Genomic DNA, 14,739 nt, shown 5'->3' on the forward strand with positions numbered 1-14,739 from the left:
AATGGCACTCATGTATAATTAACTTAAAATGTAAATGATTTTGATTCGATGAAAAAGCAAAATTAAACAGAATGAGGGACTTTAATAATTTTTCTCCTATTTCAAAAAAGACAAGTGGCAGTTCCATAATTCATTTGCAGCGGGACCATAAAGAGCTGTTAATCATTTATGTTAACGCTTAATTGATTTCACTGTTACCTTTAATTGTACATGTCTGACCCTATAATCGAATGGATATAATACCATGGTATGGTCTTGGTTGTAAGAAAAAATTCACATATGAAAATACAAGATCAAATCTCCTGATCTTATGACCCGTACTTACTGAACTTACATGTATGGTGAGGCCATTCTGTATTTTTTTTATAAAGAGTTCCTTAATTTCAGGCTGTTAAGTGCTCCTCTACCTACACTTAATAATAAAATAGAATAACTAAGAATTGGGAGTTATTGTAGCGAAGCTATTGGCCAAAACAGAACTTCGCAAGTTATTTAGCCCTTACTTAATCTTACACTGAAATTACTAAGAATATTAGAAATGTACTATGCGTACATTATCGATTGTAATATAAATCATGCAGCATGACACATAGAAAGCTTAAGGAAAATTGGTATATAGCATATACATTGCCGCATTGTGAAAGAAAGGCTCAAAAGAAGTTGTATAATATGGGGGTTGAGACTTTTCTGCCACTTCAAAAAGTGGTGAGACAATGGAGTGATCGAAAAAAAAGATTAGAAGTACCTTTGTTTCCTAGTTATATTTTTATCCGTACCGATGCTCATAAAAGATTCAACATAATAAAGCTCCCTGAACTAGTGCAGTATGTTTCTTTTGACGGAAGACCAGTTACAGTCTCTGAAGAATTAATTTATTCCTTGATTAAGGTCACAGCCGGTGAGGTTGAGGTGTCTAATGAAATCATTAATGTAGGAGGCAGAGTAAGGATAGTAGAGGGTAAATTTCAAGGGGTAGAAGGTATTGTTTCTCAAAAAAACGGAAAAACCAGACTTGTTATTTGTATTAGAGCTCTGAGGCGATCAGTTAAAATGGAACTTCCTGCTCAATTTGTCGAAGTCTGTTGAAAATGAGCATAATATTATTTAAGATATGTTTCAGATAATTTAATGAATATAAACCAACTAACCTAACCTATTTCATATATTATGATCAGGAATCTATTTTTAATTTCTATAAGGAACTTTCTTAAAAACAAAGGATATACCATTTTGAACCTCATCGGGCTTGTAGCGGGGCTTGTGTCGTTTCTTCTCATCTCAGTTTGGGTAGACTATGAAAAAAGTGTTGACAAATTCCATGAGAAGGACGAGAGGCTTTACAGAGTCTTGAGGAATGTCAATCATGAGGATGGACGGCTTGAGAGTGATTTTGTAATGAGTAAACCTCTTGCTGATGCGCTTGAAGCAGATTATCCCGAAATTGATCAGACTGTACTTGTTTTCTGGGAGGAAGAGGTGCTTTTTAGACATGAAGGAAAACTTGTAAAGGACCAAGGCTTTTATGCTGGCAAGAATTTTTTTCAGGTTTTCTCCTTTGATTTGATCAAAGGCGATGCAGCTACGGCTTTGGAAGGCATGTATTCCATTGTAATTTCTGAATCGCTGTCCAATAAAATTTTTGGAACTGTAAATAGTTTAGGGAATACTATAGAAATCAAGGACTACGGGAATTTTGAGGTGACTGGAGTTAGTAAAGATGTTCCTGATAATTCTACATTAAAGTTTGACTATGTTATTCCATTAGAACATTATGTAAAAGACAATGACTGGGTCCATGCATGGGATAACTATGGTTTCAAACTTTATGCTACGCAAAAAGAGGGAATAGCACCAGAGGTGATTAGTGACAAAATAAAGGGCACTACCAAGAGGTACCAGCCAGAGTCAAAAGATGAGATCTTTCTTCAAAAGTTTAGTGATGCGTACCTGATATCCGATTTTGAAAATGGTAAACCATCTGGTGGTAGGATTGAGCAGGTCCGTTTAATCAGAGCGATAGGATTGTTTATGCTCATAATTTCAGGAATTAATTTTATTAATCTATCTACTGCTCTTGCTATCCGCAGGGCCAAGGAAGTGGGCATCAGGAAAGTGATGGGGGTAACCAGGGGGTTTTTGGTGATGCAGTTTCTTTTTGAAACATCACTTGTAGTGCTTATTGCCATTTTAATTGCCAATGCTATGGCAGTAGGGCTACTGCCTTACTTCAATCAACTTACGGAAACTGCTTTGGTCATCAATTATACTAATCCGGATTTCTGGATCCTTGTTTTCAGCTTATGGATTATTATGACTTTGCTGGCCGGACTTTACCCGGCAATTATTTTGTCGGGATTTAACCCAGTAAAGATATTAAAAGGTCATTCTTCTCAAAGCAGGTCCAATGAGCGTTTAAGAAGAGTGTTAGTGGTTATACAATTCAGCATTTCGGTGATTCTGGTTGTTGGCACTTTTGTAATTTTTAAACAGAATAACTATATAACAAGCAAAGATCTGGGTATTGAAAAAAATAACATAATACAAGTGCCAATAGAAGGGGAAATCAAACAAAACTACAATACTATAAAACAACAACTGTTGGCAAATTCATCGATCAAATCAGTAACTGCCACAGGACAAAATCCACTTGAAGTGACTTCTAGAATTTCTGGTGTTAATTGGAGTGGAAAAAATCCCAATGAGGAAATAATTTTCGGTATGATCACTGCTGACTACGATTTTCTTGAAACATTTAAAATACCCCTGAAGGAAGGCAGAGCTTTTTCAAGAAAATTTCCTGCTGATTCCTCTAATTTCATAGTCAATGAAATGGCTGCAGAAATCATGGGATTTGATGATATCGTAGGGGAGAGCTTGCAGTTTGGGGAGGAAAACGGAGTAGTTGTTGGTGTAATAAAGGATTTTTATAATGCCACCCTTTACTCACCTATTAAACCGTTGATAATAAGACTGAATCCACAACAGACGGACAGGGTTTTTATCAGAGCAACTACTAGCGACATACAATCTGTTCTAGGCAACGTACAGCAAGTTTTCGAGGCGTACAATTCCGAATTTCCTTTTCAGTACAGTTTTCTGGATGAAAACTTTGAACGTAGATATAGAAGAGAGCAGGTGACCAGTAAGCTTATCCAATCGTTCACCATTGTAATCATACTGATCTCTTGCCTGGGCCTTTTCTCACTTTCCACCTATGTCGCGGAAAAGAGAAGTAAGGAAGTCGGTATACGTAAAGTACTTGGTGCTTCAGTTACTTCTATTTCACTGCTGATGTCTGGTGGATTTGTCAAACTTGTACTCATCTCCTATATCATAGCAGTGCCGGTTTCGTATTACCTCGTAGATAGTTACCTGGACAAATTTGCGTACCGTATTGATATCGGAATAGATATTTATCTTCTTACAGCGGTAATTGCGCTACTAATCTCTGTACTTACAACAGGGTATCAATCCATAAGATCTGCAAACATTAATCCGGTGAAGGTTTTGAGAGATAATTAAACAATAATTAATCTTCTCTGAGATTTAATTTCAACTCTTTTTTCGATAAAATGGCTGCTACAGTCTCCGGCAACACCCAGAGGGTGGTCGCCGGGGTGTCTTACTATTTCACTGCTATCAACTAACAATACAAAAGGTGAACTGCAGGGGAACTGGTAAGCAATATTCCGGTGAGCGGGACCTGTATGCAGTTATAGTTTTATTGGCGTTGTTAAAACAGTGGCGCTGTGCTCCAGCTTAGTCATCTGGCAGTTGAGAACGGGAATATCTACCCGGATGCAGGAAATATATAATAGCCTATCATATGATCATCTTGAGCTACATGGCTCTGGGATAACTTTTTTCTAAAAAAAAATGGTTAATATAATGAGTGAAACACTTGTTTCTATATTTAGAAATAACAAATGTTCTGAAAGAGGGATTACTTTTATCTCCGCAAGAGATAAAGAAGATTTTATTTCTTATCAGGAGCTTTATGAAAAAGCTTCCTTACTTCTGGAAATACTTAAGGAGAAAGGACTTGGCGAGCGTGATGAGGTAATAATCCAGATCGAAGACAGCAAGGCTTTTTTAATCTCCTTTTGGGCTTGTTTACTGGGCAAAATGATAGCAGTTCCCATTGCCACGGGCAATCAGCATGATCATCGCCTTAAGCTATTTCATATTTGGAACTCATTAAATAGCCCCTTTCTTATTAGCGATGACGAGCAACTGCAGCGGCTGGGCAAGTACGCAGTTGAAAATAACCTCAAGGAGGAGTATAAAAAAATAAGCGAGCATTTCCTCGCTTTTCCCAATAACATCATTGAAAGCAGAGCACCAGAAAAGAATTTGCCCCTACAGGAAATTAATATCTTGGCCGATGATATTGCCTATATTCAATTTTCATCCGGTTCAACTGGCCAACCAAAAGGTGTAATATTAACACATCGCAATCTTGTCACAAATACCAAGGATATTGCTGACCGATCAGAAATAACAGATAGCGATTCTATGTTGAGTTGGATGCCCTTAACTCATGATATGGGACTAATTTGCTTTCATCTGACGGGTATTATTTCGGGTGTAAACCAATACATAATTCCTACCGCGCTGTTCATTAGAAGACCACTGCTTTGGTTGGAAAAGGCAAGCGAGCATCATGTAAGCCTTCTCTATTCTCCTAACTTTGGCATTCAGTATTTTTTATGGGCCTATGAGAATAGTCCAATTGATCTCAACCTCTCCTGCGTTCGGCTTATCTACAACGGAGCCGAGCCAATCTCAGCGTCTCTTTGTCACAGGTTTATTAATGAACTGAGTTCGAAAGGCCTTGGCAGCAATACAATTTTTCCAGGCTATGGCCTCGCAGAAGCATCGGTTGCGGTAACATTACCTTTTATTGGTAAGGAAATCATTGAATATAATGTGCTGAGAAATAGCCTCAATATAGGTGATCGTGTTATCCCTTCAGATAAAAATGAGGAGGGAGTAGTAACTTTTGTTGAGGTGGGTTGCCCAATCAATAATTGCAAAGTCCGGATATGTGATGATTCAGGAAATGTACTTGGAGATAATTTCATCGGTCACATACAGATCAAAGGAGATAATGTAACACAGGGATACTATAATAATCCGGATGCAACAGATACCCTCTTTACTCATGATTCATGGTTAAAAACTGGCGATTTGGGTTTTTTATCTAATGGCAGGCTTGTAATAACTGGAAGATATAAAAACCTGATAATTGTAAATGGTCAGAATTATTATCCACAAGATATAGAAAAGGCTATATGCGATGGTGTTGGACTGGAACTTGGAAAGGTTGTGGCCTGTGGGGTGAGAAATCATGCTCAATCGGAAGAGGAACTGGTCATATTTGTTCTTCATAAAAGACCTTCAGCAGATTTTGTGAAGATCATAGAATCTATAAAACAATTGGTTTTAAACGTGATTGGAATAACTGTAGAATTGGTGGTCCCCGTGAATAAAATCCCAAAAACCACCAGCGGAAAGATCCGTCACTTCAAGCTAATTGAACAATATACAAAAGGAGAATTTAATCCTTCTCTTCAAAAACTGAAAGAGATACATCAGAAAGTTCAGTCCCACAGCTATGACAACGAAGATGGAGGAGGAAGTACGCAACTGTTGCTGAATATTTTACGAGAATTAACGGGAAATCCCAAAATAGAGCAGAATGAAAGCTTTTTTAAATTAGGGATGAACAGTATTCTTGCAACTCAATTTGCCTCACGTGTTCATCATAAATGTGCGGTCAGGTTGTCAGTAAGTGATATTTATAATCACCCTACAGCTCTGCAACTATCAGAATTTTTACAAGATTTGTCACCAGGCACTCAATTAGAGGTTCGACCCATTGAACGATCCGACTCCTATGCGTTATCTTTTGCGCAGAAAAGGTTCTGGGTTCTTGATCAGATGAAGCCAGGGAATAGCGCTTATAATGTGCCAGTTTGTTATGCACTGAAGGGAACATTGGACATTCCAAAGCTTGAAAAAACTTTTCAAATACTGGTTGCTCAATATGAGGTGCTGAGGACTGCATTCCTTGTTTCTGATGGTATTCCCCATCAGAAAATAGCCGAAAACATAAACTTCAAAATCGTCTGTCACGACTTAAGTGAAGAAGATAGTTGTGCGGATAGAGCAAGGAAGATGGCGATGGCAGCGTCTCATATATCCTTTGATCTTTCTACAGCTCCTCTTTTCAGAGTCTATCTTTATAAGTTAGATCAGGAAGATTTTCTATTGCTTCTCAACTTCCATCATATTATTACCGATGGGTGGTCTATCAATATGCTGCTGAAAGAGGTCGGTGAGATTTATCAGCGATTGTCGGCTAACCAGAAATTTTCAAAAAAGGAGCTTTTGTGGCAATACAAAGACTTTGCAGCGTGGCAACTCGATCTGGTTGAGAGTGGCTGTTTTGATGAACACAGATCCTATTGGCTTCAAGAGTTGCGTGGAGAACTTGTAGCGCCAGAGCTGTCACTAGGGAAACCTGCCGTTTCATCAGAGGATAAAACCCCTTCCATTGCTCAATTCATGTTGTCTGAAAATACCCTTAAAAAGCTGCGGAAATTGGCAAGTTCACAGGAATCAACTCTTTTTATGGTGTTATTGGCTCTTGTAAAAATCTTGTTCTACAAGTACACAGGTCAAAAGGATTTAGTAGTGGGAACCGACACTTCGGGAAGAGGTGCTGTTGATTTTGAAAGTCAGCCTGGTTATTTTCTTAATACGGTATGTATAAGAACATTTCTTGATCCACAAAGATCATTTGATTCGATACTGCAACAGGTCAAAGAGAAGGTATTGTTGGCATTTAAATACCAAGATTATCCTTTTGATCTACTATTGGAGGATCTTGGCCAGACCCGGGGTTTGGGTACTACCCCGCTGTTCAATACATTGGTTCTTTTACAAAATCTGGATACTTCTGGCCTGGAAGGTGCCATCGAAGGTGTTACTGCCCGACACCTGGATATTATTCAGGATTTAAATCTCGTTGATCTTCAATTTGAATTTGAAGAGACACCAGGTGGCCTTTCCCTGATTTTGAGATATAACAACGGAATTTTTTCTGCCAGTCAGATAGAAGCATTTTTCGGTCATTTTAAAAAGCTGACAGAAGAGATCCTAACATATCCTTCAAAATGCATTTTTGAATATGAGATCTTATCAGAAAGTGAGCAGAAACTATTAAATGCTTTTAATGATACCAACTGCGATTATAATGAAGAGGGGCCGGTTCACAAACTAATTGAAAAGCAGGCAGAATGGACTCCTTCACAAATTGCTTTGATCTATAATGATAATGAAGTTACTTATGAGGAGTTAAATGCTAAAGCCAATCAACTGGCATTCTATTTAAAATCAAAATGTAACATAGGCCAGGATAAACCAGTTTCCATCGGGCTCATGTTGAAAAAATCGGAACATCTCATTATCACTATTCTGGCTATTTTGAAGTCCGGGGCCAGTTATATCCCGATAGACCCTGATTATCCGGCCGCCAGATGTAGACATATTATAAAGGATACTGGGTTGGAAATTATAGTAGTTGATAAGCATACGCATGGGATATGTAAAGATATCGGACAATTCGTGAGTCTTCTGCAGGTAGATGAGGAAGCTGTTATTGAAGAAATTAATCAACAGCCTACACGTAATCTGGAACATCGCGTAAAGCCCGAAGATCTGGCTTACATTATATATACTTCTGCAACAACTGGCGCACCTAAAGGAGTAATGATCAAACATGAGGCGGTTCTGGACTATACTCTGACGTTTAAGGATTATTTCTCCATAAATTCCAACGATACGGTTGTACAGCAATCTTCAATAGGTTTTGATACCTTGGTGGAGGAAGTATTTCCTATACTAGCCGCAGGTGGAAAGCTAATCATCCCAAACAATGATGGCCGCGACATTGATGACTTGCTTTATCATATAGATAAGTATAATGTTACTATCTTAAGTACCACGCCACTTATTATCAATGAAATTAACGGGCGACCTTGGAAATTTAGTAGCCTAAGAATTATCATCAGTGGAGGGGATCTTCTCAGACCAGCATACATCGATAATCTTATTAATAAAGTTGATCTGTATAATACCTACGGACCTGCTGAAGCTACCGTATGTGCTACATTTCACAAAATAGAATCTCTGAAGGATTCTCATTTTATTGGTAAGCCTATAGCTAACCATAAAATTCATATTCTGGACGATGATGGTAAGCGGTTGGTGGTGGGAGCACCAGGAGAGATCTGCATTTCCGGTTGCGGACTTGCAGCAGGATACCTCAACATGGAAAAGCTTACCAGGCAAAAGTTTGCGGCTAACCAGGATGAAATAATATATCACACAGGCGACCTCGGGAGATGGACTCCTGATGGTAAAATAGAATTCTTAGGCAGGAAGGATCTTCAGGTTAAGATTCGGGGATACCGAATTGAACCAGAAGAAATTGAGAAAGTACTATGTCAACACCCTAAGATACGTGATGCAGCTGTTATTGCGGATATTGACCAAAATTCTTTAACAGCGTTTGTTGTCGGTGAGATGGACCAAAAGGAATCGCTACTTAGAAGACATATGGCTTCATTTCTTCCTACTTACATGCTGCCTCATAGATTTGTAATGTTAAGCGAATTGCCAAAGACTGTTCATGGTAAAGTAGATAGATCTTCTTTGGCATCAGTCTCTAAGAGTGAAGTCAACACCGGAAATCATGTACCACCGACAGGAGAATTGGAGCTAACCATTGCTAAAATCTGGAAAGATGTATTAGGGGTGTCCGAAATTGGTGTTCACAATAACTTCTTTGACCTTGGGGGTAACTCGATAAAGGCAATCCAGATCATTTCGAGGCTTCAAAAAGAGCAGAATGTGAAAATTGAGGTGAGGGATCTGTTTATTAATCCAACTCTGGCAAAATTATCTGAAGTAATTGAGCAGTCAACGCAGAGCTTTTACGAGTGTATTCAGCCTACAGCCAAAAGGGATTATTACGATGTGTCAAATGCCCAAAGACGTATCTGGATTCTTGAGCAATTAGATCAAAGTTCTTTGGCCTACAACGAGTTTGAAATTTATGAACTCGAAGGTGATTTAAGTGTTAGTTTTCTCGATCAGTCTCTAAAAAGTGTTATCAGAAAGCATGAAATCCTGAGAACTACCTTCATTGACATAAATGGTGAACCTAAACAGGTGGTACACCCTGAAGAAGACAATCGGTTTGAACTGATTTATGAAGATTTAAGAAGCGAGAATGATCCTGATGCAATAGTCAGGGCTTCTGTAAGTGAAGAGGTGAGCACTCCAATTGATCTCAAAAACGGCCCGTTATTAAGAGCAAAAGTTTATCAGACCACTGACGATAACTATATTTTTCTTATTGTAATCCATCACATCATTTCAGATGGATGGTCGGGACAGATACTTGTGAGGGAGTTGTTGGATGTTTACAACTGTTTGTTTGCTGGTAAGGCATTACCTCATACCGAGCCTGGAATCCAGTATAAAGACTATGTTTATTGGAAGAATGAACATATTCATTCAGGTGCCTTAGAGCCACACAGAAGATATTGGCAGAATTGCTTTAAAGATGATATACCTGTTATTGATTTACCATTAGATTTCAGAAGGCCCAAACTCAAAGCTTACAGGGGAAATACACTCAGTTTTTCATTTGATGCTGGGTTTCTTAAGAGGGCGAATAGATTCGGAAAAAAATATAATGCCAGCAAATTCATGATATTTTTGGCCGCTTTGAAGGTGTTGTTATATAGATATACAGCTCAAAATGATATCATAATAGGCACCCCGGTGGCAGGCAGGGAACACGCAGATCTTGAACAGCAGTTGGGACTATATATTAATTTACTTCCCCTGCGATCTCAAATTGATGGAAAAAAGAGTTTTGAAAGCTTTTTGAATCAAATAAAAGAGATGACCCTGGAAGCTTATGAGCACCAAAGCTATCCATTTGATCTGCTAGTTGATGAATTAGACATAGCCAGAGATATCAACCGCTCTCCATTGTTTGATATTCTTATAGCTTATCAGCATAAAGAAATCTCCTTTGAGCGGCAGCATATCGGTGGTCTGCATGTAACAAAACTCGAAAAGGATATTTCCATAAGTAAATATGATCTTTCTTTTTACTTTGAAGAGTATCAAGATGAAATTACTTTAGGTATTGAATACGATGGCGAGCTTTTTCTAAAGCCGACTATTGAAAAGTTCTTCACACATTATACAACCTTAGTACAATCTGTCTTTAATGATCCGGTGCAGGAAATTGATACGATTAACTTTTTAAGTGCACAAGAACATGACACACTACTGAAATATTTTAACAATACGGATGTTGAATATGCGAAAGATGTAGCCGTTCATCAGATGTTTGAAAATCAGGCCTTACAAAATCCTGAGGCTGTCGCTATAACCTTTAATGCCCGTTCTTTTTCATACAAGGAGATTAATGAGAGGGCCAATCAACGTGCCGCATTTCTGCATTCAGAATGTAAGCTCAAACCCAATGAACTAGTGGGGCTACTATTGGACCGCTCTGAGGAAATGATCATTTCGATTCTTGCTATTTGGAAAGCGGGGGCTGCTTATGTGCCAATAGATCCCCAATACCCGAAGGAAAGGATAATTTACTTGCTTGAGGATACAAAGTTGAGTACGGTCCTGACCAACGGGAAATATCTTTCTTTAAATCGTTGGCTTCAATGGGAAGTTGAAAGTTATAAAAATTTAATCACAATTGATCAGCCGGAAATCAACTATAGTGGCTTTAACGATCAATCAAAGCACTTGTGGAACCACGTTACAAATACCGCTGACAATGAAGCAGAGAGTTGTGGCTGGATAAACAGTTATACAAAAAAGGCATTTGATAAGGAGGACCTGCAGGAATTATGGAACAATGTGATAAACAAAGTCAGGCCACATTTGCATGCTGAGAGTAAGGTGTTAGAAGTAGGGTGCGGATCAGGAGCAATAATGTATGAACTGGCGCCATTGGTAAAGAAGTATACTGCTACAGATATTTCTGATGTTGTAGTTAATAACAGTAGAGTACAGTTTCAAGAAAAAGGGCTTCATAATATAGATGTAAAGCAACTCGCAGCAAATGAGATCGACTTCCTTAAAGAGCAGAAGTTTGATATAATTATTGCGAATAGTGTTGTACAATATTTTCCTGATGCTGGTTACCTCTTGGATTTCCTTAATAAAGCCATTGACCTTCTTGATGAGCATGGGATTATTTTCCTTGGGGATTTACGTGACAAAGAACTTCAGCTTCAGTACTATCGATCTTTATTCGATGAATCTGCTGACCTTGAGCATGAGATTCTTAGAAAGAAAAAATTGGAAGAAGAATTGTTTGTATCAAAACATTTTCTGATCGACTTAGTGAAAGGGTTATCCTGCTATGGAGAGGTGGAATTCTCTGAAAAGCAAGGTAAGATAGAAAATGAGCTGAAAAAGTATCGTTTTGATAGCGTCATCAGGGTTGATAGAACTAAATCAGGGTCTGCAGTAAAGCCAGATAAAAATCACATCCTTGCAAGAACCGAACAGAATTTCAAATGCACCAATCTCAATATTCCGGCAGGTGACCGGGCCTACATAATCTATACTTCAGGTTCTACTGGGAAACCCAAGGGAGTGGATATTATGCATAGGTCGGTGGTCAATTTTCTTCTAAGCATGAAGAAAAAGCCTGGTATGGTATCCTCAGATAAGTTACTAGCAGTAACTACCTATACCTTTGATATTTCCGTGTTGGAATTTTTCCTGCCATTAATTACTGGAGGGCAGGTATTACTCGCTGGTGAATCTGATGCCAAGGATCCATCGACATTGATCCGGATGATTCGCACTGAACAACCCACTATAATGCAGGCAACTCCAAGTACATGGAATATGATGTTTGCTAATGGATGGACGGGCAGCAAAACCCTTAAGGTTCTCAGCGGAGGCGAACGGTTACCCGAAGAGTTAGCGCTTAAGTTGCTAAAATCCTCAGGTGAAGTATGGAACATGTACGGCCCTACGGAAACAACAATCTGGTCAACCACAGGTAAGGTTCGGCTGGGATATGGCAGTAATGTGGGGAGTCCTATTGACAATACTACGGTATACGTGCTGAGCGAACGGCAACAACTGCTTCCTATAGGAGCATTTGGTAACCTTTACATTGGTGGTGAGGGGCTTGCCTCACAATACCTCAACCAGCCTCATCTCTCAAAAGAAAAATTCATACGATCTCCTTTTGATTCTGATAAGCGACTTTATTATACGGGTGATATAGCGAGATGGTGTTCTGATGGTACTCTTGAATTGTTTGGCCGGAGTGATGATCAGGTAAAAGTTAACGGCTACAGGATTGAACTGGGGGAAATAGAAAATACTCTCTTAACCTATAAAAGTATAAAAGAGGTTGCTGTTATCGCAAAAGATGATCCGGAGGGCAGTAAATTCCTGGTAGCCTTCGTATGTGGTAGTGAGTTTGATACCGCTGCTCTAAGGGAATACCTCGTTGAAAGATTACCTTTATATATGGTGCCCTCTTTTTATGAAGTACTTGAAGAGATTCCTCATACACCTAATGGCAAAATTAACAGGAAAGCACTACAAGAGTTCAGGCTTTCCGTTTCCAGCAGTTCGGTGGATCATATAGCACCTGAAAGCGAACTGGAAAGGAAGTTAGCCATGATTTGGAAATTGGTTCTTAACATTGATACCGTTGGGGTTGAAGATAACTTTTTCCAAATGGGAGGGCATTCTCTTAAGGCAATCCGTCTTGTATCCGGAATTGAACAGGAATTGCAATACAAGTTGAACTTGAGAGAGGTTTTCATCAACCCAACGATCAGACAACTTGCTCGAATAATGTCGGTAGGGGTAAAAACAAAATCTGTTGAACTTGCTCCAATTGAGATCAAAGATTATTATGATGTCACTCCATCACAAAAGAGGTTCTGGTTACTTAATCAGTTGGATGAACGTGTTGCATATAATCTTCCCGGGGCTCATCGCATTAAAGGAGAACTGGATGCTGAAGCGTTGGATAAAGCATTCGAGAAGTTAATTCAAAGGCATGAAAGCCTGAGAACCAGCTTTATACAAGTTAATGGAGAATTGAAGCAGAAGATCAATAATACTTCTGATTTTAGAGTTGAATACATAGATTTAAGTGATCGGGATGAGAAGTTAGCGGAAACACAAAAAATTGCTGATGAAGAGACTTTCATGCCTTTTGATCTTTCATCTGGCAAGCTTATCAGAGCCAAACTGATCCGGTTGGCCGACAATGATCATGTTTTTCTGTTTACGATTCATCATATAATATCAGATGCGTGGTCCATAAATGTACTTATTAAAGAGGTACTAATGGTGTATGAATCATGTATAAATAGCGATGATATTGCACTTCCACCATTGCCTGTTCAGTATAAAGACTATAGCCATTGGGTAAACTTGCAGGTTAAAAGCCAAGAGAATGCGAAGTATTGGCAAGGACAATTCAGAGAAGGAGTCCCTGTACTTGAATTACCACTTGATTACCCTCGCCCGGCAATAAAAAGCAATGCTGGGGATAGAGCATATTTCAGTGTGCCGAAAGATCTCAAAGATGCTCTGAAGACTTTGGCTAAGAATCATCAAGCCAGTCTCTATATGGGCCTGATTGCAGGACAGGTACTCCTTTATCATAAATATTCAAATCAAAATAGCATTGTAATAGGTGCACCTCTAGCTGACCGTGATCACAAATACCTAAATGATCAGATTGGGTATTATGTCAATAATATTCCCTTACACATTTCATTTAATGAAAAATGCACTTTTATTGATCTTTTGGAAACAGCCAGAAAGGTAGTACTTGGAGCCTATGATCATAAATCTTATCCTTTGGAACAGCTCCTGGAGGATCTCGACATTCAAAGAGATTTGAGCCGATCAGTCCTGTATGACGTTGGGTTCACTTGGGATGGAAACTATCACGATCATTTTAAAGGGCTTAAATCACTGCAAATTGAGGAGTTTCATCTCGAATACAAACTTGCACAAACAGATTTATGGTTTTATGGCGTTGAACACCCCGATAGACTAGACTTTATAGTTGAGTACAATACAGACATCTTCACTGCAAGGAAGATCAATCAACTCATTAATCACTATTTGAACATTCTTTCTGAAGTAGTAAGGCAACCGGAATCTGCGTTGCCGGAGATTAACTACTTGTCGGGACCGGAGAGGGAGAGAATTTTAAGCTCCTTTAATGCTACAATCTGCAACAATGAATATAACCGGACAATAGTTGAGATATTTGAACATTATGCAGCCATCCAGCCGGATTCATTGGCTTTGGTATATGGAGATGTTAGCTGGAGTTATGGAGAGTTAAATGCCAGTGCCAATCGTCTGGCCCATCACCTCAGAAATGAAATGGGTGTTAAACCTAATGACCTGGTAGGTATTATGCTACCTCGTTCGGAGTGGGTAGTATTAAGTATTCTGGGGATACTTAAGGCTGGAGGTGCTTATGTGCCTGTTGATCCTAATTTGCCCAAGGAAAGGATGCAATATATTTTTGAAGATACAGGACTAAAAACTATTTTACTTAATACCGACTATTTCTTCAACCTGGACTTCTTCACGGGCAATTTAATAGCTATAGACATCCAGTTC

3 protein-coding genes are annotated in these 14,739 nt (G+C 38.9%); all 3 read left to right on the forward strand.

The features are described from left to right. Positions 1 to 582: 582 nt before the first annotated feature. Entirely contained in the window at positions 583 to 1,086 is a 504-nt protein-coding gene (locus tag C900_RS12880) for a UpxY family transcription antiterminator (protein WP_009580366.1), read from the forward strand. Positions 1,087 to 1,167: 81 nt separating this feature from the next. Next, the gene (locus C900_RS12885) at positions 1,168 to 3,522 is read left to right on the forward strand and encodes an ABC transporter permease (RefSeq protein ID WP_040496708.1); all 2,355 of its coding nucleotides are present in this window, start codon (positions 1,168 to 1,170) and stop codon (positions 3,520 to 3,522) included. 366 nt (positions 3,523 to 3,888) lie between these two features. After that, positions 3,889 to 14,739: non-ribosomal peptide synthetase (locus C900_RS12890; RefSeq protein WP_040496710.1), on the forward strand; the 10,851-nt coding region annotated here is incomplete at its 3' end.

The sequence above is a fragment of the Fulvivirga imtechensis AK7 genome (assembly GCF_000331535.1).
In the GTDB taxonomy this organism is placed as follows: domain Bacteria; phylum Bacteroidota; class Bacteroidia; order Cytophagales; family Cyclobacteriaceae; genus Fulvivirga; species Fulvivirga imtechensis.

What these genes read in the sequence shown, in the direction of transcription:
- C900_RS12880 (WP_009580366.1), top strand. Translation starts at nt 583, where the DNA reads ATGACACATAGAAAGCTTAAGGAAAATTGGTATATAGCATATACATTG.
- C900_RS12885 (WP_040496708.1), top strand. Translation starts at nt 1,168, where the DNA reads ATGATCAGGAATCTATTTTTAATTTCTATAAGGAACTTTCTTAAAAAC.